Annotated in this window: 21 protein-coding genes; 12 read left to right on the plus strand and 9 right to left on the minus strand. The window is 63.0% G+C overall.

Features of this window, described 5'->3' with window-relative positions:
* Window positions 1-5: 5 nt before the first annotated feature.
* The 3 genes from ABCW43_RS25675 to ABCW43_RS25685 form a co-directional block, all read right to left on the minus strand.
* Window positions 6-1598, minus strand: a complete 1593-nt coding sequence (locus tag ABCW43_RS25675; protein WP_345929730.1) for an ABC transporter substrate-binding protein — start codon at window positions 1596-1598, stop codon at window positions 6-8.
* Window positions 1599-1631: 33 nt separating this feature from the next.
* Window positions 1632-2312: an AroM family protein gene (locus tag ABCW43_RS25680; protein ID WP_345929732.1), complete on the minus strand. Its 681-nt coding sequence runs from the start codon at window positions 2310-2312 to the stop codon at window positions 1632-1634.
* A gap of 174 nt (window positions 2313-2486) precedes the next feature.
* Entirely contained in the window at window positions 2487-3443 is a 957-nt protein-coding gene (locus ABCW43_RS25685) for an AroM family protein (RefSeq protein ID WP_080954240.1), read from the minus strand.
* Window positions 3444-3588: 145 nt separating this feature from the next.
* On the opposite strand from ABCW43_RS25685, the gene ABCW43_RS25690 reads away from it, so the two are divergent.
* Window positions 3589-4668: an S-methyl thiohydantoin desulfurase family protein gene (locus ABCW43_RS25690; RefSeq protein ID WP_046611245.1), complete on the plus strand. Its 1080-nt coding sequence runs from the start codon at window positions 3589-3591 to the stop codon at window positions 4666-4668.
* Window positions 4665-6239, plus strand: a complete 1575-nt coding sequence (locus ABCW43_RS25695; protein WP_345929738.1) for a hydantoinase/oxoprolinase N-terminal domain-containing protein — start codon at window positions 4665-4667, stop codon at window positions 6237-6239. Before ABCW43_RS25690 ends, ABCW43_RS25695 begins: the two co-directional genes overlap by 4 nt.
* A 57-nt stretch (window positions 6240-6296) precedes the next feature.
* On the opposite strand, the gene ABCW43_RS25700 is transcribed toward ABCW43_RS25695, so the two are convergent.
* Window positions 6297-7346, minus strand: coding sequence for a LacI family DNA-binding transcriptional regulator (locus ABCW43_RS25700; protein WP_345929740.1), 1050 nt, complete (start codon window positions 7344-7346; stop codon window positions 6297-6299).
* A 152-nt stretch (window positions 7347-7498) separates the two neighbouring features.
* Here ABCW43_RS25700 and ABCW43_RS25705 point away from each other — a divergent pair, with 152 nt between their 5' ends.
* The 10 genes from ABCW43_RS25705 (at window position 7499) to ABCW43_RS25750 (ending at window position 19983) form a co-directional block, all read left to right on the plus strand.
* Window positions 7499-9907: a CaiB/BaiF CoA transferase family protein gene (locus tag ABCW43_RS25705; protein WP_345929742.1), complete on the plus strand. Its 2409-nt coding sequence runs from the start codon at window positions 7499-7501 to the stop codon at window positions 9905-9907.
* A 4-nt stretch (window positions 9908-9911) separates the two neighbouring features.
* Window positions 9912-10742: a MaoC family dehydratase gene (locus tag ABCW43_RS25710; protein ID WP_345929744.1), complete on the plus strand. Its 831-nt coding sequence runs from the start codon at window positions 9912-9914 to the stop codon at window positions 10740-10742.
* Window positions 10743-10987: 245 nt separating this feature from the next.
* On the plus strand, window positions 10988-12100 hold the full coding sequence (locus tag ABCW43_RS25715) for a mandelate racemase/muconate lactonizing enzyme family protein (RefSeq protein WP_345929746.1): 1113 nt from the start codon (window positions 10988-10990) through the stop codon (window positions 12098-12100).
* A gap of 26 nt (window positions 12101-12126) precedes the next feature.
* Window positions 12127-13719: an ABC transporter substrate-binding protein gene (locus ABCW43_RS25720; protein WP_345929748.1), complete on the plus strand. Its 1593-nt coding sequence runs from the start codon at window positions 12127-12129 to the stop codon at window positions 13717-13719.
* Window positions 13720-13758: 39 nt separating this feature from the next.
* Window positions 13759-14682: an ABC transporter permease gene (locus ABCW43_RS25725; RefSeq protein ID WP_345929750.1), complete on the plus strand. Its 924-nt coding sequence runs from the start codon at window positions 13759-13761 to the stop codon at window positions 14680-14682.
* Window positions 14682-15593: an ABC transporter permease gene (locus ABCW43_RS25730; protein WP_345929752.1), complete on the plus strand. Its 912-nt coding sequence runs from the start codon at window positions 14682-14684 to the stop codon at window positions 15591-15593. The genes ABCW43_RS25725 and ABCW43_RS25730 overlap by 1 nt, the downstream gene beginning before the upstream one ends.
* Window positions 15590-16618 (plus strand): ABC transporter ATP-binding protein, encoded by a 1029-nt coding sequence (locus ABCW43_RS25735; RefSeq protein WP_345929755.1) that lies wholly within the window; start codon window positions 15590-15592, stop codon window positions 16616-16618. Before ABCW43_RS25730 ends, ABCW43_RS25735 begins: the two co-directional genes overlap by 4 nt.
* Entirely contained in the window at window positions 16615-17619 is a 1005-nt protein-coding gene (locus tag ABCW43_RS25740) for an ABC transporter ATP-binding protein (protein ID WP_345929757.1), read from the plus strand. The genes ABCW43_RS25735 and ABCW43_RS25740 overlap by 4 nt, the downstream gene beginning before the upstream one ends.
* Window positions 17620-17802: 183 nt before the next feature.
* Window positions 17803-19194 (plus strand): FAD-binding oxidoreductase, encoded by a 1392-nt coding sequence (locus tag ABCW43_RS25745; RefSeq protein WP_345929759.1) that lies wholly within the window; start codon window positions 17803-17805, stop codon window positions 19192-19194.
* An 18-nt stretch (window positions 19195-19212) separates the two neighbouring features.
* Window positions 19213-19983, plus strand: a complete 771-nt coding sequence (locus ABCW43_RS25750) for a FadR/GntR family transcriptional regulator (RefSeq protein ID WP_345929760.1) — start codon at window positions 19213-19215, stop codon at window positions 19981-19983.
* On the opposite strand, the gene ABCW43_RS25755 is transcribed toward ABCW43_RS25750, so the two are convergent.
* The 5 genes from ABCW43_RS25755 to ABCW43_RS25775 are packed head-to-tail and all read right to left on the minus strand — an operon-like array spanning window position 19984 to window position 25213.
* Window positions 19984-21357: an FGGY-family carbohydrate kinase gene (locus ABCW43_RS25755; protein WP_345929762.1), complete on the minus strand. Its 1374-nt coding sequence runs from the start codon at window positions 21355-21357 to the stop codon at window positions 19984-19986.
* Window positions 21354-21674: an L-rhamnose mutarotase gene (gene rhaM, locus ABCW43_RS25760; protein ID WP_345929764.1), complete on the minus strand. Its 321-nt coding sequence runs from the start codon at window positions 21672-21674 to the stop codon at window positions 21354-21356. Before rhaM ends, ABCW43_RS25755 begins: the two co-directional genes overlap by 4 nt.
* Window positions 21674-22672, minus strand: coding sequence for an ABC transporter permease (locus ABCW43_RS25765; RefSeq protein WP_345929766.1), 999 nt, complete (start codon window positions 22670-22672; stop codon window positions 21674-21676). Before ABCW43_RS25765 ends, rhaM begins: the two co-directional genes overlap by 1 nt.
* Window positions 22669-23658 (minus strand): ABC transporter permease, encoded by a 990-nt coding sequence (locus tag ABCW43_RS25770; protein WP_345929768.1) that lies wholly within the window; start codon window positions 23656-23658, stop codon window positions 22669-22671. Before ABCW43_RS25770 ends, ABCW43_RS25765 begins: the two co-directional genes overlap by 4 nt.
* 10 nt (window positions 23659-23668) lie before the next feature.
* Entirely contained in the window at window positions 23669-25213 is a 1545-nt protein-coding gene (locus tag ABCW43_RS25775; RefSeq protein ID WP_445739004.1) for a sugar ABC transporter ATP-binding protein, read from the minus strand.
* Window positions 25214-25404 lie beyond the last annotated feature (191 nt).

The following is a 25404-nucleotide window of genomic DNA, read 5'->3' on the forward strand; positions in this document are numbered from 1 at the left end:
AGTTTCTATTCGGCCTTCACCCACATCGGGTAAAGATCGACCTCGCCGGTGAAGCGGACCGGGCTGAACTTGAAGCCCTGCAGATAGTCGCGATGCGCCCAGCGGCGGTTCTGCAGCATGCCGAAGACTTCCGGCTGGTCGGCGACGATCTGCTTCTGGATGTCCGCATAAAGCTTGGCGCGGTCATCCCAGTTGGTGGCGGCGCGGGCCTGGTCGATCATCTCCGAGACCTTCGGATTGTCGTAGAACATCATCGCGTAATACTGGCCCCAGCTCGCCTTGTGGTACTGGTAGGCGACGGCATCCGGGTCGGTCGAGACAGGCGTGGTGAAGACCGAAGTCATGGCCGGCGAGGTCTCGACCTTGGAACCGGCGGCGACCATGTTCGGCCACTGTTCCGGCTTGACCTCGACGGTGATGCCGAGTTCCTTGAGGTTGTCGAGCAGGACCAGGCCGATGCGGCGGGCTTCTTCGAGGCCTGCGACATGCACGTAGGGCAGGGTTATTCCACCGTTCGGATAAGCCGATTTCGCGAGGTATTCCTTGGCCTTGGCAAGATCCTTGCGCGGCATGCCCGGAACGGCGACATGGCCCTTCATGGCGTCCGGCAGGGGGCTGGTCTCGAGCGAGGCAGCGCCGTTGTAGATCTGGATCAGCGCATCGTAGTCGAGCGCATAGGCGATCGCCTTGCGCAGGTTGATGTCGGCTGTCGGACCCTTCTGGGTGTTGAACTTGATGCCGAAGGTGGTCATGCCCTTGTGGTCCTGGATGACCACGCCCGGCACGCGCTTGATCTGGATATAGTCGTCCGGCGTCAGACCTTCGACAATGTCGGCCTCGCCGCGCTGCAGGGCAGCCTTCTGGGCGGCGGGTTCGCGAATGATCTTGTAGATGACGCCAGCCGGGCGGTTCTTCTCGCCCTGCGGCCAGCCCTTCCAGTAGCCGGCATTGGCTTCGATCTCATAAAGGACGTTCGGTTCCCAGCGGCCGAGCTTGAACGGACCGGAGCCGGCGGCGTGGTCGGTCAGCCACTTCTGGCCGTAGTCGCCATCCACCTCGTGCGCCTTCACCTCAGCCGGGTTGACGACGAACCACCAGGGCAGGAAGGACAGGAAAGGTGCGTAGGGCGCCCTGAGGTCGAAGCGGATGGTGTTCGCATCGACGGCAACGATGTTTTCCGGCGCCAGGAAGTCCTTGAGCATCCAGGCGACGCCCTTGTTGAGCTTCAGGCCGCGCTCGAAGGAGTAACGCACGGCTTCGGCGGTCACCGGGTCGCCGTTGTGGAACTTGGCGTCCTTGGCGAGGTGGAAGGTCCAGCTCTTGCCGTCGGCGCTGGTTTCCCACTTCTCGGCGAGCCATGGCTTGATCTCGGCCGGGTTGCCCTCGTACTTGACCAGCGCGTCATAGACCGACTGCTGGATCATGCGTGTCGACCAGTCGTAGCGGATATGCGGATCGAGGACAGGGATGGCCTGCCGACCGCCGAAGACGATGACATTGCCCTTCTCGGTACGCTCGAAGGCGCCGGCGGGCGAGGCGAGGATCGAGGAGGCGAGCAGCCCCGCGACCGCGACGTTTTTCAGGATTTTTCCGAACATGTGGTTCCCTCTGTTTTTCATGTGGCTCGGTAATCAGATCATCTGGCGGACGACGCCCGCGACGACGCGGCGCGACAATAGAACCGGCGCATCGACGGCGCGGCGCACCTCGTCCAGCATTCCGGCGGAATAACCCATGCAATGCATGACTATAAGGTCGCAGCCTTCGAGCGTCTTCGCCCGTTCGCCGATATCGTCACCGGCATAGGGCGAGGCGGCCACGAATTTGGGCTCGCCGCTGAAGACATGGCGATCGGCGAAATCCTTGACCTGCCGTTCGAGCGGCAGGATGACGCCGAGCTTGCGGGAGGAGGCGGCAAGCGCCTCGACGGTCGAATCGACGATCCGCTGGGCTTCGACGACCAGCGTGTTTTCGAGCGGATCGATCCGGGTGCCTGTGCAGAGAAGAACGACGAGGTCGAAGCCCTGCGCGTCGATCGTCTTCAGGAGGGCGTTGAGTTTCTCTTCGGTCCGGGCCTTGGAGGTGACGATTTCCTTGCCGCTCTTGAGACGCGTCGCAAAGGAATGTTCGCCATCCACGGCGCGCATCGCGTCCAGTTCGGTCGGGCCCATGCCGTCGAGTACGCCGAATTCACGGAACCCGACGCGACCCTCCGGCAGGCCGATGCCGATCTCAGCCATCATTTCCGGAACCAAGTCGATCCGCGGTGTCTGGCCGATGGTCACGAAGGCGATCTTGGATGTGGAAGGCATGCTCTCATCGTTCCCTGCATGGCATTATGGGAACGGAGCCTAACGCCCGGAAGCGCGGCTTCACTATAGGGTAATGCCCCTAGAACGACATGATTCTGACATGGCAAGGCGACCAATTTTTAGGCAAACAGGTCTTTTGACGCAATTTTCTTGCGCGAATGCACTTATTTTCGATCAGGGATGGCCGGCGGAGATGACCATGCGGATGAGCGCATTGGACGAGGTGACTTCCATCTTGCTCATGACGTTCGAGCGATGGATCTCGACGGTCTTCGGGCTGATGCCGAGCTGGCGGGCGATCGCCTTGTTGGACAGGCCTTCGGCCACCAATGACAGTACCTGCCGCTCGCGTGGCGTCAGGCGAAGAAGCTTTTCCGCAAATTCCGGCGAAACGCCCGGCAGGGTCACGGGCTGCGAACGATGCAGGAGAAGCCGGATGGCACTTGCGACGATGCGGCGGGCGAGAACCACGGGCTTGCCGCTGGCCTTCGCCACCATCTGCCGGTCGGCCTCCGTGAAACTCACGGAATTGAGGACGATGATTTCCGCATCGGCGAGATCGACGAGCGCGCCGGCAAGCAGTTTGCGGTCGCCATCGGCGGCGTAGCTGGCGCAGATCTTGTAGGGCGCCAGCGCCGGGATATCGAGTTCGGCTATCTGCTGCTGCAGCGGCTGGATGAGGCCGACGGAAGCGCCGTGCGCGGCAAGCGAAATCACTGCGGATTCCATGGCGCGCTGGGCGTTGACTGTCGGGCAGGTGCTTTCGAAATCGCGAAACAGGCCGGTCGAGAGGATGACGACCAGATCGAATTCATTGGGCTGGAAAGCGGCGGCGATCTTTGCCATGCGCTCGGCGATACGCGGTTTGGACACGACGATATCGGTATTGTCGGCAAGCCGGGTGACGATGCTCTGTTCGCCCGGCCGCACTTTCAGTTCGTCGATTTCCGCCTTGGAAAGCCCGTCCAGCGCGCCGATTTCGAGCGCTTCGATCGGCACGTCGAGATTGGTCAGCATGTCCCCGATGAGATCGGCACGCGGCGTCTGGCCGACGCTCAGGAACATCACCCGGTGGTGCGGTTCCGCACCTTCCGGCGAGGTCGGGGCCAGCGCATATGGGCTCTTCGACATGTGCAGGGAATCGGTCCTTTCGATCGTCAAACCATGATGGCGCCGGGCATGCCTAAAATCAAGGCAAGCTCATTCTAGGGGCAGTCCCCTATAGGCATCCTTCGTCACTCATGGCTAGGTTCTAGCACATTCTTCGGAGGTAAACATGATCCGTGATTTCGAAGCGGGCGAGATCGACCCGCTTGCCGTTGGCGCCTGGATTCTCGGCACCGGCGGCGGTGGCAGCCCCTATCTGGCGCAGCTTAACCTGAAAAAGCTCTACAAGGACGGCAAGCGCGTCAAGCTCATCGATCCCCAGGCGCTCGATGACGGCGATGCCGTCGCGGTCGTCTCCAAGATGGGTGCGCCGCTGGTCGGCCAGGAGCGTCTCGTCGATCCCGCGCATCTCGCCCGTGCCATGCAGCTGATGGAAGAATATACCGGCCGCAAGTTCCGCGCCGTGATGAGCGTCGAGATCGGCGGCGGCAATGCGCTGTCGCCGTTCCTGGCCGGCGCCATGCTGGACATTCCGGTCGTCGATGCGGACGCGATGGGCCGCGCCTATCCGGAAGCGCAGATGACCAGCTTTGCGATCGGCGACCTGCCGATGTATCCGCTGACGCTGGTCGATTGCCGCGACAACGAGGCGATCGTCGCCAAGGCTGCCTCCTGGAAGTGGATGGAACGGATTTCCCGCAAGATCTGCACCGAAGTCGGCTCGACGGCGGCGACCTGCAAGGCGCCGCGCACCGGCCGGGAAGTCAAGGACTGGGGCGTGCTCTACACGGTCACCAAGGCGGTCAGCCTCGGCCGCGCCGTGCTCGAAGCCCGTGCCGCCCATACGGATCCGGTCGAAGCCGTGCTTGCCCATGAAGGTGGCAAGGTGCTGTTCAAGGGCAAGATCGCCGATGTCGATCGCACCACGACCGGCGGCTTCCTGCGCGGCTCGGCGATGATCGAAGGCCTCGACGGTGATCGCGGCTCGAAGGTCGAGCTCGCCTTCCAGAACGAATGGGCGGTCGCGTTCCGCGACGGCCAGCCGATCGCCATGACGCCGGACCTGATCTGCCTGCTCGACACGGTCTCGGGCGAGGCGATCGGCACCGAGACGGTGCGGTACGGCCAGCGCGTCACGGTCGTGGCACTGCCGGCGCCGGAGGTGCTGACCAGCGCCAAGGGCCTCGAGCACGTCGGCCCGCGCGCCTTCGGATATGACCTGGATTTCAAATCGGTGTTTGCAGCATGAAGCGGATCGGAATTGACGTCGGCGGCACCAATACGGATGCCGTGCTCATCGATGGCGAGAAGGTTCTCTCGGCCATCAAGTTTCCCACCACGTCGGACGTGATGCAGGGCGTGGTGAACGCGATCGGCCATGTCGTCGCCTCGCAGGCGCCGGGTTCGGCCCCGGTCGATGCGGTGATGATCGGCACGACGCATTTCACCAATGCGGTCGTCGAGCGCGCCCGTCTCGATCGGGTTGCGGCGATCCGTATCGCCATGCCGGCCGGCGCTTCGCTGCCGCCGATGGTCGACTGGCCGGACGAGCTGCGCGATGCTGTCGATCCGCTCTCCTTCATGGTGCATGGCGGCCACGAATACGACGGCCGTCCGCTGGTGCCACTTGCAAAGGATGAAATCCGCGACGCGGCGATGAAGATCCGCGATGCGGGCGTCGATTCGATCGGCATTACGGCGCTCTTCTCGCCGCTGACGGCGGAATGCGAGCTGGAGGCGGCGGAGATCGTTCGCTCGATCATCCCGAATGCGCGCATCACGCTGTCCCATACGCTCGGCCGCATCGGCCTTCTGGAACGTGAGAACGTCACGCTTCTGAACGCCGCTTTGCAGGGGCTCGGCCGCAAGACGATCGATGCGTTCAAGGATGCGCTGAAGCAGGCCGGCATCGATGCGCCGTTCTATCTGACGCAGAACGACGGCACGGTGGTGCTGGCCGATGTCGCCGCCGCCAACCCGGTCTACAGCTTTGCGTCCGGCCCGACCAATTCGATGCGCGGCGCGGCATTCCTGACCGGCCTCAAGGAGGCCATGGTCATCGACGTCGGCGGCACGACCTCGGATGTCGGCTGCCTGGTCGGCGGTTTTCCGCGCGAGGCGAACAATGTCGTCGAAGTCGGCGGCGTTCGTACGCTGTTCCGCATGCCGGACCTGCTGCCGATGGCGCTCGGCGGCGGCACGATCATCGATCCGGAAACCCGCAGGATCGGCCCGCGTTCGGTCGGTTACCGGATCACCGAAAAGGCGCTGGTCTTCGGTGGCGATACGCTGACCACGACGGACGTCGCGGTTGCCGCCGGTCTTGTCGAGATCGGTGATCGCGACCGGGTCAAGCATCTCGACAAGGCGCTGGTCGCCGGTTTGCTAAAGCGCGTCGAGGCAATGGTGGAAGACGGCGTCGACCGGATGAAGACGTCTGCCGAGGGTGTGCAGCTGATCGCTGTCGGCGGCGGGGCGTTTCTGATCCCGGAAAAGCTCAAAGGTGCCAGCGAAGTGCTGCGCGTCGAACATGCCGGCGTCGCGAACGCGCTCGGTGCTGCGATGGCGCAGGTGTCCGGCGAAGTCGACCAGGTGTTTTCCGGCATGTCGCGCGAAAAGGCGATTGCCGAAGCCGAGCGCATTGCCCGCGCCCGCGCGGTCGAGGCGGGGGCCAGCTCCGATACGATCGTGACGCTCGATACGGAAGACATTCCGATCGCCTATCTGCCGGGTGACGCGCGGCGGGTGCGCGTGCGCGTCGTCGGCGACATCGCCTTCATGAAGGACGAACAGAAGCGCGTGGCCGGGGCCTTGCGCTGAACCCAAAGTCTCCTCCCAGGGAGAATCGGCGGGCTGGCTTGTTGCCGGCCGTCGGTTTCATTTTGAGCTGTCGGACATCCTGTAGCTCGAAGATCTCACGATCAGTTCTCCGGGAAGCCGTTTGATGGTGATCGGCCGGCCGGGATAACAGGATCCGTCCTCGATCATTCCGACGGCCACCGCGATGATCTCGTCGACGGGCTGGCGGAATGTGGTCAGTGCATAGTGGGGCCAACTCGCCAGAGCGATATCGTCGAAGCCCGCGACTGCAATATCTTCGGGTACCTGCAATCCGGCCTCTTCCCGCAGCGCATCGAGGCCACCTGCCGCAAGGATGTCGTTGGCGAAGAAGATCGCATCCGCTCCGCCGCGATCGACGATTTCCAGCGCAGCCCGCCGGCCGGCCTCATAACTGTATTCACCGGCATCGACGCGGGCGCAAAGCACCATGCCGAGCTCGGCGACGCGCGTCACGAAGGCGTTCTGTCTTTCGCGATTGGTGGTCGTGTGGCTGAGGCCGGACACATAAGCGACGCGACGCCGGCCGATCTCATAGAAATGGTCTGCGATCGCCCGGCTGCCCGCGACGTTGTCGCAGATGACGCAGCTTAAGTCCGCATCCTCGACGACGCGGTTGATCAGAAGGGCAGCGCGGCCCTCTGTTGCCCAGCGCAAGGTCTGGCCGGAGAGGATCGTTGCGGAAATAATGATCACCGCATCGACATTGTAACGGCGCAGCGCTGAAAGCTGCTCTTCGAGGTTGGAACCCTTGGTGATGTTGAAGAGCAGGCTCTGCAGCCCGATGCGTTGCAGGCTGCGGGAGAGCTTTTCGATGAGCGCGGGGTAAAAGGGGTTCTGCATGTCGGAGACGACGATGCCGACGATATTGGTGCGGCTCTTCGACAACATGCTGGCTATGGCGTTGGGGTGGTAATCCACCTCTTCTGCAAACTGCTTGATCCTGTCGCGCAGGTCCGGGGCGATGCTGGCGCCCGGCGTGAACGCGCGCGAGACCGCCGACTGGCTGACGCCGAGCATACGGGCGAGCTGGCGCGCGGTGATCGGCCGACGCTTCGCCTTGTCATCCGGTATCTCTGGCTTGTCCAAGAAACTCTCCAACTCCCTGCCGGCGGGCGCCGCTGCTGTCGATACCTCCGGCGCAGTCATGGATCAATATCATCAAATGCGTATCCCTGTCTTGCATCCGTATGCAATGACGTCTAGTCTTTCTTTCAGGATCGGGAGGAGAGCCGTCGATCATGCTTTTGAAGGAAATGGCTGAGCCAGGCGTCTCGGCCGTGGACGATCTTCGCGTGCTGGATTTGTCCGACACGCTTTCAGGCCAATACTGCGCGCGGCTTCTGGCGGACTACGGCGCGGAAGTCATTCTCGTCGAGTCGCCAGCGGGATCGGCGATCAGGCGAATGCCGCCGTTCTCGGTGACCGATCCAGAACTGTCCTTGTCGTTCTGGCATCTGAACACCGGAAAAAGGTCGGTCGTCCTGGACCGGTCGACGGAGGCCGGGCGGGAGGACCTGAAGGCGCTGATCGCCGGCGCGGATGTCATTATTCCGCCAGCGGACGTCACGTTCGACGAAGTCGCGGACATCAATCCGCGCTGCATCACCGCTTCCATTACCCCTTTCGGAACGGACGGGCCTCTTGCCGATTGGAAGGGGCCGGAGATCGTGCTGCAGGCGCTTTCCGGAATGATGTACAACAACGGCCAGATCGGCCGAGAACCGCTCTATGGCGTCGGCGATCGGGCATCCTATGCCGCAGGGCTCGCCGCCTATATCGGCGTGATCACCGCTCTGATTGACCGACGCACGACCGGGCTTGGCCAGGCTGTGCGGGTGGACTCGGCCGAGACCGCAGTATCGATGTGTTTCCCCTATGTGCTGCGCCATATCTACAACGGCTCGGTCCATAGCCGGCGGGACCAGACGATCCCGGCAGGGCAGGTGAAATGCCGCGACAGCTGGGTCTGCATCTGGATCTATAACCATCGCTGGGAAGCTCTCTGCGCGGCACTGGATCTGCGAGGAATTCAGCACGATCCCCGCTTCGCCGATCCGGCCCCGCGCCGGCAGCACTGGGATGTGCTCTACGAGATCATCCAGGCGAAGGTCGCGGAGATGGACGCGGAGGATCTGGTCGACCGGCTGCAGCGCGCCCAGATCATCGCCGCCAAGGCTTATCGTCCGACCGAACAGGTCCGCAACGGTCATCTTGCCGCCCGCAATTATTGGGAGACCGTCGACAGCCGGCTCATTCTTGGGCCACCCTTCCGGATGAGCGCGACACCTCGCAGGGTGCGAGGCGGTGCGCCCCTTCCTGGCGAAGCGCAGGGGCGGATTGCGCCGCGACGAACCGAACCGTTCGAGACGCCAAGACCGGCCGCGTCCGGCCGGCCGCCGCTCGAGGGGCTGCGGGTGATCGAGATTACCACCGCCTGGGCCGGGCCCATGGCGGGGCGGGTGCTTGCTTATTTCGGGGCCGAGTCCATTCATGTGGAATCGCCCAACCGGGTGAATTCCTGGCGGTTGAACAAGGAAAGGCCGAACCCGATCAATTTCCCCGGCGGCGAGCCGGGCGAGCGGCCATTCGATCGCTCTTTCCTGTTCAATTCCCAAAACGTCAACAAGCTGTCCTGCATCCTCAACCTGAAGACCCAGGAAGGGCGAAAGACACTGGAACGGCTGGTCGCGAAGGCTGACGTGCTGATCTGCAATTTTCGGCCCGGTACGCTTGCGAAGCTCGGGCTGGACTACGAGCGGCTTTCGGCAATCAAGCCGGATATCATCGTCGCGGAGCTTCCCGCCTTCGGGCGCGACGGGCCGATGTCGGGATATGCGGCGCTTGGCCCGACCATGGAAATGGCGACCGGAATGTCGGCGATGATGAGTTATCCGGACGGGCAGCCGGAAAACAGCGGGCCGTCCTATCTCGACCCGATCGGCGGGTTCAATGCGGCAGCGGCGATCCTGACTGCGCTCTACTGGCGGCAGCGGACAGGCCGCGGCCAATATGTCGAGGTGCCGCAGGTCGAGGCGGCGATGCAGTTCATCGGAGCGGAACTGCTTTTGGCGGCCGAGACAGGAAAAGACCCGGTGCCGAACGGAAATCGGCTCGCGGGCATGGTGCCGCATGATGCCTTTCCGGCCCTCGGGGAAGACCAGTGGGTCGTCATCGCAGCGCAGGATCAGGTGCAGTGGCAGGCATTGTGCGAAGCGATCGGTATGCCGCATCTTGCCTTCGACCCGCGTTTTGCGACGCTTGAGGCGCGCCGGCGGAACGAGGATGCGTTGGCGGAAATCCTTTCGAATTGGACGCGCGGCCGCGACAAGCATGATATCGCCCGATTGCTCCAGGGCAGGGGAGTTGCCGCAGCTCCGGTCAACGACGCCGGTGATCTGGCACGCAGCGACTATCTTGCTCATCGCCGGTTCTTCACCGAACTCGAACATCCGGATGCCGGATTGCACCCCCATCCCGGCCTGCCGATCCACTTGAGCCGGACGCCGGGAGGGCAGCGCAGGCCGGCGCCTCAGTTCGGCGGCCATAACCGGTTCGTGCTCGAGCGGATTCTGGCGCTGCCGCCGGAAGAGGTCGCCCGTGTCATGGCCAGCGATGCGATGACCACCGTTCCCTTCCCGGATGGATAGACCGATGAAATCAGAGACAGAAGCGCTCTTTCCGCGCAGCCTCTTCGTCGATATCCGCCTCGACGACGACCCGCGATACAAGGGCAGCATTCACGACGATGCGGTGGCGCGGGCGCGGGGTTACAAGGCGGCGCTGGTTCCCGGTGCCTTTGTTTATGGCCATATCGGCCGCGTGGCGGTGGAGGCGTGGGGTCTCGCCTGGCTGGAACGCGGCGGCATGGGCGCGAGTTTCCGGCGCCCGGTCTACAATGGCGACCGGTTGACGATCAGCGCGTCGGCGCTTTCGGGCGATGCCGATATGCGCAGATCCGCCATCGTGGCGACAAACATGGACGGCGAGGAGGTAGCAAGCGGCTGGATCGGCTTGCCGGACCTGTCGCCGTCGCTTCCGGACCTTTCAGCCTTCGCGGTGTTGCCCCGTCCTGATCCGACACCGGCAGTCTCGATCGGCCAGTTGAGGCCCGGAATGCCGTTGACGACCGTCGACAGGGTGCTGACCGATGAGGATTTCAGGCGATCCCTCTCGGCTTTCGACGAGCATCATGTCCTGCACGCGCGAGATGCGATCGTGCATCCCGGATGCATGATGCGGCTTGCGATGGGCGATACGCACAACAGTTTCCGGTTCCCGTCCGCAATCGTGCTGACGGCTGTCGAGGCGCAGCATTTCGCCTGCGTTCGGCCGGGGCAGAGACTGACGACGGTGGGCAAAATAGCGGACGCCTGGGTCAGGAACGGCAAGCACTATTTCCAGAGCGAGGAATTCCTTCGCGCCGACGGACGTCTCGTGGCCCGCTTTTTGCGGACGCAAATCTATGGCTACGAGAACGTTTAGGAGTGGGCTGTCTGGGCCTTTTCGGGGCGGCCCGAAATTTAACGGTAAAGTTGCTTGCATACGGATGCAAAGTAAGTGATGCTTCGGTTGGAGGAGAGGCGCTTCCAAAGTGCCCGATAAGGAGAGGGAGGATTTCGAGGATGTCAGAGACGCGAGCCTTTAGCGCCTAGCCTACCGGCACCCGTCGTGACGGGTTTTAGCGGCCCCTTGGGGCAATCGTTTTCCAGGTTTGTGGATACCTAATCGTGCCAGTGCCGACGACAATCAAATCAGTCGAAGCTTTTCAGGTCATGTGGGAGCCGAACGAGCCGCCGGGGCGCCGAAGCGCCGTCGTGCGGGTGACGACGGTGGAGGGCATTGTCGGCCACGGCGAGGCGTCGCCGATGATGGGCGGCGAGCATTCGCTCGGCGTCGTCAGGGATTTCGCGCCGTCGCTCATCGGTGCCGATGCACTCGACCACGCGGTGCTCTACGACAAGCTTCTGCATAAATATGTGAAGCTCGGGCCGGAAGGCGCTGTGACCGGGGCGCTGGCGGCGCTCGATATCGCGCTCTGGGACATCCGGGGCAAGGTCTTCAATCAGCCGATCTACAAGCTGCTCGGCGGTGCCTGGCGCACCGAACTGCCCTTCTATTCCTCGATCGGCGGCAATGCCGGCCGCACCCTGGACGAGACCGTGAAGGCGGTCGAGGCACGCTGGAAATCGGAAACGCCGGCGGCGATCAAGATCCGTTGGGACGGCGACCGTACCCGGCAGGATTACGACATTCCCGGGGATATCGCCAAGGCGAAGGCAGTACGCAAGCTGGTCGGCGACGACTTCCCGCTCGCCTTCGATGCCAACAATCAATATTCGGTCGGCGGCGCGATCCGGGTCGGCCGGGCTTTGGAGGAGCTCGGCTACATCTGGTTCGAGGAGCCGGTGCAGCACTACAACGTCCGCGCCATGGGAGAGGTGGCGCAGCGGCTCGACATCACCGTGTCGGCGGCCGAGCAATCCTACACCACGCAGGCGGTGGTCGACATGATCAACGCCGGCGTGCGGATGGTGCAGCCGGACATCATCAAGATGGGCGGCATTACCGGCCTGATGCAATGCGCAGCGATCTGCTTCGCGCACGCTGTCGAACTCGTGCCCCACCAGACCCAGCCGACGATCGCCCATACGGCCAACCTGCATGTGCTGGCGACGCTGATGCACAATACCAAACCGGCCGAATTCGCCGATCCGTCGACACGGATGCAGGTGGCCTTCGAGAACCCGCCAAAGCCCGAAAACGGCAAGTTCAAGGTGCCGGGAGGGGCGGGCCTGGGCCTGATGATCAAGGATGCCGAGTTGGACAAGCGGCGAACGTAACTTGTCTTTGGGAGGAGATGATGAACGTGAACAGAAGAGAATTCCTGGAGCTCGCCGCAGCGGCGACGGCCCTGAGCGTAGTGGGAACAGGCATGGCCCGCGCAGCGTCGAGTGCCGACGTGGTGCGGATCGGGATTGCCGCCAACGGGCCGCGCACCAGCGATCCGAACCAGACGACGCAGGGCTCCGACAACTGGGCCACAGAGCAGATCTACGAACAGCTGGTGCGTCCCGAAGACGGCGATTTCGCCACGACGCCGGACAAATACGTGCCGACGTTGGCGACCGAATGGTCCGCATCGCCTGATGCGAAAACCTGGACCTTCAAGCTTCGCCAGGGTGTCCAGTTCCACAAGGGTTACGGCGAGATGACGTCGGACGACGTGGTCTTTTCTTTCAAGCGGGCAATCACCGACGGCACCAACAAGACGATCATGGCGAATGTCGCCGACGTGGTCGCCAAGGGGCCCTACGAGGTTGCCGTTCAGCTCAAGTCTCCGGACGTGAATTTCCTCGGCACCACTGCCTTTTCCAACAATACCTCGATCGTCTCCAAGAAAGCCTTCGACAAGATCGGCGCCGAAAAGTTCATGACCGACGCGGTCGGCACGGGTCCCTACGAGCTTACGCGTTTCGACGCGGAATGGGGCACGGCGATGAAACGCCATGAGGGTTATTGGGGCCAGAAGGCGAAGATCGCCGGCGTGGAATGCGTCTATATTGCCGATACCACGGCCCGCACCCTGGCGCTCCTTTCCGGCGACGTCGACCTGATCGAGGCGGTGCGTGCGCCGGGCTGGGTGGATTCCATGCTGCAGCGCGATCCGACCCTGAAATTCGACATGACGATACCGGGATCCTTCAACACGCTGCACATCAACCTGACCCGCAAGCCTTTCGACAACCTGAAGGTTCGTCAGGCGGTGATGTATGCGATCGATCGGCAGGCAGTCGCCGATGCCCTGAAGCCGATGGGTGGTTTCATGGCCGGATTGCAGCCGGATTTCTTTCCTGCCGGTTTCAAGACCGCCGACCTGCCGCCCGAACTGCAGTACAAGTACGATCCGAAGAAGGCCAAGGCGCTGCTGGCCGAAGCGGGTTTCCCGAACGGCTTCGATTTCGACAGCAATTGCAGCCAGCGCGAGGACTATTCCTCGACCATGCTGATCGTGCAGGAACAGCTTCGCGCTGTCGGATTGCGCATGAACCTGAAGATCGGCGACCACACGGCCTATCACGCCGATAATCGCAGCGACAAGAACACGCTTGCCATGCATTCGTCGAGCTATCCGCCGATCCCGACGCAGCTCTATTTCCAGCAGCTTTCGTCGAAATCGGAAGTGAAGTCCGACGGCAAGGGTGGCGGCAATTACAGCCATTACGGGACCGCCATGCCGGGTATCGATGCGCTGCTCGACAAGGCGTTGATGGCGACCGACTACAAGACCTACGTCGACACCTGCAAGCAGATCGAGCTGCAGGTACTGCGCGACCTGCCCCTGATCGGGCTTTCCACCCTGTCCTTCACCGTCGCTCGCAATGCACGGCTGGACATGGGCTACAAGGTCAAGAGCGGTTACGCCCGTTGGCGTTTCCATCGCGCCACGAAAAAAGCCTAAGGGCTTCAAAGCACGGGTGACAGGCCAATGGGCAGGTACATGCTTTACAGGCTAGCCGACGCCATACCGACCATCTGGTTGGTCCTGACGCTCGTGTTCATCGCCATGCGCATTCTCCCGGGAGATCCGGCAATCGCTGCTCTGGGAGACGGTGCTCTCCCGGAGCAGCTTGCCGAGTTCCGGGAGAAAATGGGGCTGAACGTCCCGATCTGGCAGCAATATTTCAACTTCCTGATCGGCACGCTGACGCTCGATTTCGGCAAGTCCTACATGAACGGCGCGCCGGTCCTCGATCTCATCGCCCGCAATCTGCCCTACACGATCCAGCTGACCGTCGCGGCGATGATCCTCGGCACCGTGATCGGCATACCGTTCGGGGTGCTCGCGGCCGTCAGGCGGGGAAAACTGCCGGATTCCGGCATGCGGATCTTTTCTCTCGTGGGATATGCGGTTCCGGACTTTTATCTCGGGGCGCTGTTCCTGATCGGGTTTGCGCTGAACCTCCGGTGGTTTCCGATCAACGGGGCCGGAAGCGGGTTCTTCGATATCCTCCATCACCTCTTCCTGCCGGCGCTGACGCTGGCGCTTGTCAAGGCGGCCTTTATCGGGCGCCTCACGCGTGCCTCGGTGCTCGAAGTCCTTGGCAAGGACTACGTGCGCACCGCCCGCGCCAAGGGAGCGCGCGAAAACAGGGTGATCTACCGCCACGCGCTGCGCAATGCCCTGCTGCCGCTCGCGACCGGCATGGGACTGAGCCTGCTAGCGACCCTGTCAGGCTCCGTCGCAGTGGAACTGGTCTTCAATCGTCCCGGCATCGGCCGCCTGCTCATCCAGTCGATTACCGAACGAGACTACGGCGTCATCCAGGGCGGAGTGGTAGTCTTCGCGCTGCTGGTGGTCTTCGTCAACCTGATGATGGACCTCCTCTATGTCGTCATCGATCCACGAATTCGGGTGAAGTAATGACAATACTCCCAGGCTCCGTCGGTACCCTGTCTGCACTTGACGATGTCGAGCATGCAATTGCGCCCGAACCCAGCGGGACAGCCCTGCTCAAGGACATGTTCTTCGGCCAGGCCTCGACGATCTTCGCGTTCTCCGTTGTGGTGATCTTTCTGCTCGTCGCGATCCTTGCGCCCTGGCTGGCACCCTACGATCCGCTGGCGCAAAGCGTCCTGTCGATCAACAAGCAACCGTCCTGGGCGCATTGGCTCGGCACCGACCAGTTCGGTCGCGATGTGCTGTCCAGGATGATCCACGGCTCGCGCAATTCACTGCTGTTCGGGCTGATCTCGCCTGCCCTTGCTGCTTTCTTCGGCACCATACTCGGGGTGACGGCAGGTTATTTCGGCGGCGTCGTCGACCGGGTGATCAGCCGGGTCGTCGATCTTCTCCTGGCCTTCCCGGAACTGCTCCTGGCGATCATGATCGCGGCGGTGCTCGGCGGCGCCTTCTGGAACATCATTGCCGTCATCACCGTCGCCTTCATTCCGGGTTTTGCGCGGGTGGCGCGGGCCTCGACGCTGGCGGTGAAGCAGGAGCCTTATATCGAAGCCGCCGTTGCGGTCGGCCTTCGTACGCCGACGATCATCATCCGGCATGTCATTCCGAATATCTCAGCACCCATCCTGGTTTTGATGACGCTTTGGGTCGCGTCCGCAATCCGGCTCGAGGCGTCGCTGAGCTTCCTTGGCATCGGCACCCGTGCGCCCAATCCGAGCTGGGGCAATATCATCCGGGACGGGCTGAACAACCTGTTCGGTTCGCCCTGGCCGATCATCGCGGCGGGCTTTGCGATCACCTGCGTCGTGTTGTCGTTCAACCTTATGGGCGATGCGGTGCGCGATGTTCTCGATCCGGAGACGACGCGATGACGGTTGCTCCTTCGTTGTCCAGACAGCAGCCGGTTGCCTCCGTTCATCCCGGGCCCCTGCTGAACGTGGAGGATCTCTCGATCGAGTTCGGCCCGAAGGGTACGGCGGTGCGTGTGGTGGAAGGTGTCAGCTTCAGCATTGACGCCGGTGCCGCGGTCGGCATCGTCGGCGAGTCCGGGTCCGGAAAATCGATGACCTCGCTTGCGGTGATGGGGCTGATCCCCAGCCCGCCGGGGCGCATAGCGACGGGGCGGATCCTGTTCGAGGGCGTCGATCTGCTTGGCCTGCCGCGCTCCAGGATGCCGGAGATCCGTGGCCGGGACATCGCGATGATCTTCCAGGAGCCGATGAGCTCGCTCAATCCGGTGATGACGATCGGCGACCAGATCGGCGAGGCGATCAAGCTGCATGAGAAGATGGGCCGCGAGGAGCGCCGCCAGCGCATCATTGAATTACTGAAGCTGGTCGGCATTCCCGATCCGGAGCGCCGTCTCGGCGCCTATCCGCACCAGTTTTCCGGCGGCATGCGACAGCGGGTGATGATCGCCATGGCGGTCGCCTGCAATCCGAAGCTCTTGATCGCCGACGAACCGACCACCGCGCTCGACGTGACCATCCAGGCGCAGGTGCTCGAACTGATGCACAAGATCCGGCGCACCCTGAATACGACCATTCTTTTGATCTCGCATGATCTCGGCGTCATTGCCGATGTCTGCGAGCGCGTGATCGTCATGTATGCGGGCAGGGTGGTCGAGGATGCGGACGTCAAGACGATCTTCCGCAGCCCGAAACATCCCTATACGCGCGGCCTGCTGCAATCGATCCCGCGGCTGAAGGACGAGAATACGCGCCTCTACCAGATCCCCGGCATGGTGCCTTTGCCCGGCACGATCAAACAGGGCTGTCCGTTCTTCCCGCGCTGTCCCGACCGCATCGACAAATGCGCCCTGGAGACGCCGCCTCTCCTTGAAATCACACCGCGACAGAAGGCGGCTTGCTGGGTCGCGGCGGAGGCAACGTCATGAGCGCTGTGGACGGAGATGACCTCGTCGTCGTCAGGGACGTCGGCAAGACCTTTTCTGAGGCCGGAGGCCTGGTCTTCGGCCGTTCCCTGCCGAGCGTGCGGGCAGTTGACGGCGCTTCCTTCGAGGTGAAGCGCGGTGAGACGCTGGCGCTGGTCGGGGAATCGGGTTGCGGAAAATCCACCCTCGGGCGGCTTCTGTTGCGGCTCATAGACGCCAGCGAAGGCGAAATCGCCATTGACGGCGTCGATATCCTGCGTCTCAATTCCAACGACATGCGCCAGATGCGGGCGCGCATGCAGATGATCTTCCAGGACCCCTACGGGTCGCTCAGCCCGCGGCGCTCGGTTGCGAAGATCATTGCGGAACCGCTGGAAATCTTCGGGTTGGTGCAAACGAGGAAGCAGCGCCGCGATCGTGTTGCCGAACTGATGATCCAGGTGGGGCTGTCGCCGACCTTCATGGACCGGTATCCGCGCCAGTTCTCCGGCGGCCAGCGGCAGCGTATCGGGATCGCTCGCGCCATTGCGGTCGATCCGCAGTTCATCGTTGCCGACGAACCGGTATCCGCGCTCGATGTCTCGGTGCAGGCCCAGATCGTCAACCTGATGCAGGACCTGCAGAAAAGCCGCGGTTTCTCCTACCTCTTCATCGCCCACGATCTCTCGGTGGTGCGCCATATCGCGGATCGGGTCGCGGTCATGTATCTCGGCCGGATCGTTGAAATCGGGCCTAAAAGGCGGATCTACGATTTCCCGAGCCATCCTTACACTCAGGCGCTTCTCTCGGCGGTGCCGGAGCCTGACCCGGAAACACGGAGATCCCGGATCATCCTGAAGGGCGATGTGCCGAGCCCGGCCAATGTGCCGACCGGCTGCAGCTTCCATACCCGCTGTCCGATCGTCCAGCCGGTTTGCAGGACGGAACGTCCGCCGCTTCTGGAAACCGCCAGCGGCCACCTGGCTGCCTGCCATTTCGCCAAGCCGCATCCCATCCCTTTGTAGGCCTCGTTGGGAGCCTCTGCAGAGCAGTGTTCGCCATCGAATGCTCGCCTTCGCACGCGGTATTCGATTGCGGAGGCGTTCGCGCCACGCTCTGCCGAGAAAAATCCATTGGTATTCTTGTTTTACCGAAGATGGCAGTTAAACTGACCTTTATCCGATGGCATTCCGAGGTGAGGGCTTTTCATGACACACGAATTCATCCAGGCGCTCGCGCGCGAACTCGCTCCCGACGTCTTTTTCGGGGACGATATCCCGGTTCGCTTCCACAACGATTGGGGCGGCCTCGCGCCGGTCGTGCCGCTGGCGCTGGTGCGGCCGCGCACGACGGAGCAGGTCTCCGTAACGCTGCGCCTTTGCAACGAGTTCAAGGTGCCGGTCGTGCCCCAGGGCGGCTTGACCGGCCTTGCCGGTGGGGCGCGGCCGATCGAGAACGGCGTGGCGCTGTCGCTCGATCGGATGAACGGTATCGAGGAAGTCGATACGGTGATGGCGACGATGACCGTTCTGGCGGGCACGCCGCTCAGCATCATCCAGGCGAAGGCGGAAGAGGCCGGGCTGTTCTTCGGCCTCGATCTCGGAGCCCGGGATTCCTGCGTCATCGGCGGCAACCTCGCCACCAATGCCGGCGGCAACCGGGTCATCCGGTTCGGCATGGCGCGCGAACACGTGCTGGGCCTCGAAGTGGTGCTGCCGGACGGCACGATCGTCAAATCGCTGAACAAGATGCTGAAGAACAATGCGGGTTATGACCTCAAGCAGCTGTTCATCGGCTCGGAAGGCACGCTCGGCGTCATCACCCGCGCCGTGCTGCGCCTGCAGGCCAAGCCGGCGGAACTTGCGAGCGCCTTCTGCGGCTGCCCGGATTTTCCCTCGCTTCTGGAGCTTCTGAAAAGCGCCCGTCAGAACATGGGATCAGCGCTCACCTCCTTCGAGGTGATGTGGCCGAGCTTCTACGACTTCATGACCGGCAAGCTGCCGGACCTGCGCCGCGCCTTCAAGGAATCGCACGGGATCTATGTTCTGATCGAAACCGGTGGACGCAATGCCGAGGAAAACCGGGCATTGCTGGAGCAGGTGCTGTCCGATGCGCTGGAAGCCGGCTGGGTTTCGGATGCGGTTCTGCCGTCCTCCGAGCGTGAGACCAAGGATCTTTGGGCAGTACGCGAAAGCGTATCGGAATACGGCAAGCTGATGGGGCCGCTCACCGCCTTCGACGTCGGCCTGCCGACCAGTGCCGCCGGCCGGGTGGTCGAGGAGATCGAAGCGGCGATGAAAGACCGCTGGCCGGACGCGATCGCGCTCAGCTACGGCCATATCGGCGACAGCAACCTGCATCTCGTCTGCAACATCCAGTCGGCCGGCAACGACCAGCCACACAAGGAGATTACCGAACTCGTGTTCGGGTCGATCGCGCGGGAGGGCGGCACGATTTCCGCCGAACACGGCATCGGCCTCCTGAAGAAGCCCTATCTGACGCTCTCCCGCTCGCCGGAGGAACTGGCGCTGATGGCGCGCATCAAGCTGGCGCTTGACCCGAACAACATCCTCAACACCGGAAAAGTGCTTTCCGTCTGAGCAGGATAGGAGGTGCCGGTGAATAGACATTTTCAGCCCGTCAAACTGCTGCTTCCGAACGAAGAGGTGGCGCGCCGGCTTGCCGATGCCATCAGGACCGGGTTTTTCCGGCTCGGTTCCCGCCTTCCCTCCGAACGCAGCATTGCCGAGCAGATGCAGGTGAGCCGCCCGACCGTCCGCGAAGCGGTGAAGCTGCTGGTCGAGGCGAATATTCTGACCGTTAGGCCGGGCGCCGGCGGCGGTACGTTCGTCAGCAGCGAAATCGTGCCGCTCGACCTGATCGTGCCGAGGCCGGACATGCGGCCGGGCGATATCGACGAGGCGATCGAAGTGCGCCGGCTGATCCTGCCCTGGGTGGCGCAGATCGCCTCGCAATATGCCGAGGATGCCGATTTCGACCGGATGCGGGAGGCGATCCGGTTCGGCCGCGATGCGCTGCCGCCGCCGGATGTGACCAAAAGCAGTCCCGAACACATCAGCTCGATCATCATCGCCACGATGCGGTTCGACCTCGCCCTGGCGCAGGCGACCCGCAACAGCCTTGTCCTGGAACTGATGGAGCTACTGCTGCAATGGGTGGAGCCGATGCGGCACCGAACCCTGCACACCCGCGCGGATCTTACGCTGTCGCTTGAACTGATCGAGATCATGCTGCAGGCGATCGAATCCGGCGATCCGGCGCAGATCGCCGAGATCACCGAACGGCGGCTCGGCATTCTGGAAAATGCCCTGGAGGAACAGACCGGGCGGCGCCTTCGCCGCAACCGGCGGCCGGCCAGCGCGGGCTGATCAGCGCCCCAGCCTTTCGTGCCAGGCGCTGCGATAGGCTACAATGTCCCATGGCGGCGCGGGCACGGCACGGCCGGGCTTGGTTTTTGGCGAGATGCCTGCCAGAAGTGCTGCGCCCTGGCTTGTGCCGGTCGAGCCGGGGAGGGCGCCCACCTGGCGGCCGAGCAGAGCCGTCAACGACTGAAGATAGGCCGGATTGGCGGAGAAAGGGCCTTCGACCAGAACCGGTCCCTTGGCGCCGATGAGGTTGAGGCAGGTCTCCGTCATCAGCGCGAGATAGAGGCAGGCCGCCGCCCAGCGCTGGTCGGTCGAGGCATTGGTGTCGTTGATCCATTGCCGTTCGTGGCCCGGGAAGGGGCCGGAGCCGGCGGCAATGTTCGGCAACAGCATCAGGCCACTTTCGATGACATCCGGCACGGCTGCAAGGGCAGCTTCCGGCGAAAGTGCGCCGAGTTCCGCTGTCAGCGTCTCGAACTCGCGGCCGCCCATGAAACGGCTCGAGGGCACGGCGCGGCCATAGGCGTCGACATTAGCAAGTGCGTCGCGCTGGGGATCGAGATGGTCGAGATCGCCACCGACCGCGAAATTTATGACCCAGGTGCCGGTGGAGACGACCGCGAATGGCGGTTCCCGTCCCACCAGATGCGGGAGCAGCGAGGCATTGGAATCGTGGATGCCGCAATGGACCGGGATGGGTGTCGAGAGGCCGATCCGGGTTGCAATGTCCGGCAATAGGGGACCGAGCGTATCGAAGGCCGAACGGACCGGCGCCATCAGGTCGCGGATGCCGAGCGCATCGACCAGCGGGGAATAGGTGCCTTCGCGCGGCCGCCAGAGATCGGTGTGGCAGCCGAGCGAGGTGACTTCGTTTGCCGTCACGCCGGTCAGCCGAAACGCCCAATATTGCGGGTAGGTGAGGATGGTGCGGGTACGGGCAAAGGCTTCGGGAAACGCGGTCTTCTGGTAATGAAGCTGCGCCCCGACATTGAGGCCGCCGGACAGGGACGGCGAGAAGGTTTCCGAAAAGGGCGGGCGGATCGTTTGATAGGCTCTGCGGATGTCTTCCGGATATTCGTGCTCGTAATCGAGCACCGGCATGGCCAGTCCACCTTCGGCGTCAAGAAGTACCGCCGATGCGCCATGGGTGGTGATGGAGATTGCATCGAAGCCGGGGTGATTGGCAAAGTCGGACAGCGCTGTGAGCACGAAGCTCCAAAGCGCTTCGATATCGTAGTGCGGATAGGGCGGCTCCGGCCGAACCCGGTTCGGTGCGCGCCTTTCGGCGATCTCCTCGCCGGTCGTGCAGTCGAGCACGACGACCTTGGCATTGGTCTTGCCGATATCGAGGACGACGATCTTTTCCGGCTTCGTCATGGCAGGTGGAAGACCGTCACCAGATCGCTCTGGACCGGTGAATTGTCCGGATTGGTTTCCATGATGTCGGCCATATGGGCCCACCATTTCTTCATCACCGGATGGTCCGGCAGGCTCGCCATCGTGTGGTCCGCCGGTCGCGTCAACACGCCGAACAGCGTGTTGGTGTCGCGGTCGAGATGGATGGAATAGTCGCTGGCGCCCGCCTGGTGGAGGAGATCGACAAGCTCCGGCCAGATCTCGTCATGGCGCCTGCGGTATTCCGCTTCCATGCCGGGATTAAGCTTCATCTTGAAGGCGTGCTTTTCGAGCGTCATCAGCTCATTTCCTTGATGCGGCGGGCGATGATCGGGATGGCGATGGTGATGATCAGGAGCAGGCCGACGAAGATCGACATGACGATGCCGGGCACGTTGAGCAGCCCCAGCCCGAAGGTGACAAGCCCCATGACGAAGGCGGCGATGACCACGCCGGCGATCGTGCCCGCGCCGCCAAGGATGGAGACGCCGCCAAGCACGACCATGGTGACGACTTCGAGTTCCCAGCCTTGTGCTATCGAAGGGCGGGTCGAGCCGAGGCGGGAGGTGAGGCAGACGGACGCGACGCCTGCCATTACGCCAGTCAGGAGGAAAAGAATGAACTTCACCCGCTCCACCGGAATGCCGGAAAAGCGCGCCGCGAACTCGTTGTTGCCGATCACATAGACCTGCCGGCCGAAATTCGTGGCGTGCAGGAGGATGCCGAAAAGGATGGCGAGCACGATGAACAGCACGAATTCGAAGGAGAACACCCAGGCCACATAGCCCTGGCCGAAATAGGCAAAACTTGCCGGATATTTGCCATAGGCCTGATCGCCCAGCACGATATAGGAAATGCCGCGGAAGAGGCTCATCGTGCCGATGGTCACGACGATCGACGGCAGTCTGAGGCCGGCGACGAGCAGGCCGTTGAACGCGCCGCAGAGAAGGCCGGTGCCGATGCCGATCGCTACCAGTCCCGGTGTGCCGATGCCGGCCTGGGCGGCCGCACCCATGGCGGTCGAGGCGAGCGCGATGATCGCAGCAACCGACAGATCGATCTCGCCGGCGATGACGAGCAGCGCCATGGCAAAGGCGATCATTGCCTTTTCGGTGAAGTTGAAGGTGGCGTCGGAGAGATTCCAGGCATTCAGAAAGTAAGGCGAGGCGAACGAATTGAAGACGAAGATCAGCACAGCCACGCCGAAGAGCAGCACTTCCCAGCTTGCCAGGAGGCGTGATGTTCTGCTGCCGAGCCGATCGGGGATGATACGTTTCGAGGAAACGAGGTCGCTCATGCGGACACCTCCTTGGCACCCCGATCGCGCAGGATGATGCGGCCCGCCTTGCGTTCGGCGCGGGCGTTGAAGACGACGGCGAGCACGATGACGATGCCGGAGATCGCCATCTGTGCAAACGGCGAGATGCCGATGACGGGCAGCGCGTTCTTGATGACGCCGAGGAAGAGCGCGCCCAGCACGGCGCCACCGACCGAGCCGATGCCGCCGGCGATCGAGATGCCGCCGATCACGCAAGCCGCAACCGTGTCCAGTTCGAAACCGGCGGCGATATCCACATAGGCGACCGCATAACGCGACACCCAGAGATAACCGGAAAGGCCGGCGAGCGCGCCCGATACGACGAAGGCAAGGAACTTGGTCCAGCCGATATCGATGCCGGCATAGATCGCCGCGGTCGGGTTGCCGCCGGATGCATAGGCGGCGCGGCCGAAGGGCAGGCGGGTCAGCACGAACCAGGCGCCGAGCACGATGAGAAGCGCGATCCAGGAGAGGATCGGCAGGCCGAGCACCGGCATTCGGGGAACGTTGAGGAAGGAGGGTGCCATCTGGTGGGCGTTCACCCAGCCGCCGCCCGACAGCACGAAGGCCATGCCGCGATAGATGGTCAGCGTTCCGAGCGTGACGACGATCGGCGGGATGCGCAGCGCCCAGACGAGGTAACCGTTGATCGCGCCGAGAAAGGCGCCGATGCCGACCGCCATGACGATGAGCAGGGCGAGCGGCAGGCCGGGATAGGCGGCATTGGTCATGGCGACCGCCATGCCGGTAAAGGCAAGGTTGGCGGCGACCGAAAGGTCGATCGACTTGGTCAGGATCACCGTCATCTGGCCAAGCGCCAGGATGATCAGGATCGAGGTGTCGTTGAAGATATTGGCGAGGTTGCCGGGGGCTGCAAAACCCTGCGCACGGGTGGAGAAGCCGACGATCATCGCAGCAATGATGATGGTCAGCAGGATTTCGCGGTTCTTCAGGAGGCGGTTCATCTGGTTCTCCTCACTGATTGCCGGTTGCGGCGCGGACCAGCGCTTCGGCGCTCAAGGCCTCACGCTCGAACATGCCGGCGGCCAGGCCTTCGCGCATCACCATCACCCGGTCGGACATGCCGAGGATTTCGGGAAGCTCCGAGGACACCATGATGATCGACAGGCCTTCGGCGGCGAGTTCGCCGATGAAGGCATGCACGGCAGCCTTGGAGCCGATGTCGATGCCCTTGGTCGGCTCGTCGAGAATGATCACCTTCGGCTGCGTCGCCAGCCATTTGCCGATGACGACCTTCTGCTGGTTACCGCCGGAAAGCGTGCCGACCGGCACGGAAAGGGCGGCGGCGCGCAGGTCCAGCCGTTCGGCATATTTGCGGGCGAGCGCCAGTTCGTTGGCAGCTTTCAGAAAACCGGAGCGGGATGTCTTGCCAAGTGACGGCAGCGACATGTTCTGGAAGATCGGCATGGGCAACGCCAGGCCATGACGGCCGCGCTCCTCCGGCACGTAGACGATGCCGGCGCGGATCGCATCGCCCGAGGAGCGGATGTCGAGCGGGTTGCCCTCCAGAACCAGCCGGCCGGAGGAGGGGCGGGTTATGCCGAACAGCGATTGGCAGAGTTCCGAACGTCCGGCGCCGATCAGGCCATAGAGCCCGAGGATTTCACCGCGGCGAAGCTCCAGGGAAATGTCTCGGAATTCGGTCGGGTGGCAGTAGTTCTCGACGCGTAATACCGGCGCGCCGATCTTGACCTCGACCTTCGGGAAAACATCCTTGACGTCGCGGCCGACCATCAGCCGGACGATTTCGTCCTGGGGCGTCTGCTTCAATCGGCCCTGGCCGACGGCGCGGCCATCGCGGAAGACCACGAAGTTCTCGGCGATCTCGTAGACCTCGTCGAACTTGTGGCTGATGAAGAGGATCGCCTTGCCCTGGCGTTTCAGGTTCTCGACGATGCGGAAGAGGTCGTCGATCTCCTTGCGGGAGAGGGCGGCGGTCGGCTCGTCCATGATGACGATGCGGGCCTCGACGGACAGCGCCCGGGCGATGGCCACGAGATGGCGCTGGGCAATCGACAGGTCGCGCAGTCGGATCGTCGGATCGATCTCGCTTTCGAGCTGCAGCATGAGGGCCTTGGCGCCGGAATTGATCTTCCGCCAGTCGATCGTGCCGAACCGGGTGCGCGGCGCATGGCCGAGAAAGATGTTTTCCGCGACGCTCAGCTCGTCGAAGAGCACGGTTTCCTGATGGATGGCGGTGACGCCGGCGTCGATCGCGGCTTGCGCGCTCGTGAACGTGGTGGGTACGCCGTCGATCAGGATCTCGCCCTCGTTGGGGCGGTAGATACCGGTCAGGATCTTTACGAGCGTCGACTTGCCGGCGCCGTTTTCGCCGATCAGTGCCGTCACCTGGCCGGGATAAAGCTTGATGCTGACCCCATCGAGTGCCTTGACGCCGGGAAAGATCTGGCTGATGCCGCGCATTTCCAGGATCGGTGCTGCTTCCGTCGTTGGTGCCAGCTGGGGCGATCGGTCTTGAATTTGGGTAACGCCGTTCATTATGCGGGGCCGTTTTCCGATGGCAAAAATCGTGGGCGTGGAGGCGTCGTCGCCCCCTCACCCGCCTCCGCTTCGCTCGGCCACGCTCTCCCCGAGGGAAGAGGAGGAACGGAAGCGTCGCGACAAACATCTTCTCCCCAGCGGGGAGAAGATGCCGGCAGGCGGATGAGGGGGCTCGCGCCTGCCGGCAA

Origin of the sequence: Neorhizobium tunisiense, assembly GCF_039631515.1 — a bacterium.
In the GTDB taxonomy this organism is placed as follows: domain Bacteria; phylum Pseudomonadota; class Alphaproteobacteria; order Rhizobiales; family Rhizobiaceae; genus Neorhizobium.

What these genes read in the sequence shown, in the direction of transcription:
- ABCW43_RS25680 (WP_345929732.1), bottom strand. Translation starts at nt 2,312, where the DNA reads ATGCCTTCCACATCCAAGATCGCCTTCGTGACCATCGGCCAGACACCG.
- rhaM (WP_345929764.1), bottom strand. Translation starts at nt 21,674, where the DNA reads ATGACGCTCGAAAAGCACGCCTTCAAGATGAAGCTTAATCCCGGCATG.
- ABCW43_RS25770 (WP_345929768.1), bottom strand. Translation starts at nt 23,658, where the DNA reads ATGAACCGCCTCCTGAAGAACCGCGAAATCCTGCTGACCATCATCATT.
- ABCW43_RS25755 (WP_345929762.1), bottom strand. Translation starts at nt 21,357, where the DNA reads ATGACGAAGCCGGAAAAGATCGTCGTCCTCGATATCGGCAAGACCAAT.
- ABCW43_RS25705 (WP_345929742.1), top strand. Translation starts at nt 7,499, where the DNA reads ATGCTTTTGAAGGAAATGGCTGAGCCAGGCGTCTCGGCCGTGGACGAT.
- ABCW43_RS25765 (WP_345929766.1), bottom strand. Translation starts at nt 22,672, where the DNA reads ATGAGCGACCTCGTTTCCTCGAAACGTATCATCCCCGATCGGCTCGGC.
- ABCW43_RS25740 (WP_345929757.1), top strand. Translation starts at nt 16,615, where the DNA reads ATGAGCGCTGTGGACGGAGATGACCTCGTCGTCGTCAGGGACGTCGGC.
- ABCW43_RS25745 (WP_345929759.1), top strand. Translation starts at nt 17,803, where the DNA reads ATGACACACGAATTCATCCAGGCGCTCGCGCGCGAACTCGCTCCCGAC.
- ABCW43_RS25675 (WP_345929730.1), bottom strand. Translation starts at nt 1,598, where the DNA reads ATGTTCGGAAAAATCCTGAAAAACGTCGCGGTCGCGGGGCTGCTCGCC.
- ABCW43_RS25775 (WP_445739004.1), bottom strand. Translation starts at nt 25,213, where the DNA reads ATGAACGGCGTTACCCAAATTCAAGACCGATCGCCCCAGCTGGCACCA.
- ABCW43_RS25730 (WP_345929752.1), top strand. Translation starts at nt 14,682, where the DNA reads ATGACAATACTCCCAGGCTCCGTCGGTACCCTGTCTGCACTTGACGAT.
- ABCW43_RS25685 (WP_080954240.1), bottom strand. Translation starts at nt 3,443, where the DNA reads ATGTCGAAGAGCCCATATGCGCTGGCCCCGACCTCGCCGGAAGGTGCG.
- ABCW43_RS25690 (WP_046611245.1), top strand. Translation starts at nt 3,589, where the DNA reads ATGATCCGTGATTTCGAAGCGGGCGAGATCGACCCGCTTGCCGTTGGC.
- ABCW43_RS25725 (WP_345929750.1), top strand. Translation starts at nt 13,759, where the DNA reads ATGCTTTACAGGCTAGCCGACGCCATACCGACCATCTGGTTGGTCCTG.
- ABCW43_RS25735 (WP_345929755.1), top strand. Translation starts at nt 15,590, where the DNA reads ATGACGGTTGCTCCTTCGTTGTCCAGACAGCAGCCGGTTGCCTCCGTT.
- ABCW43_RS25710 (WP_345929744.1), top strand. Translation starts at nt 9,912, where the DNA reads ATGAAATCAGAGACAGAAGCGCTCTTTCCGCGCAGCCTCTTCGTCGAT.
- ABCW43_RS25695 (WP_345929738.1), top strand. Translation starts at nt 4,665, where the DNA reads ATGAAGCGGATCGGAATTGACGTCGGCGGCACCAATACGGATGCCGTG.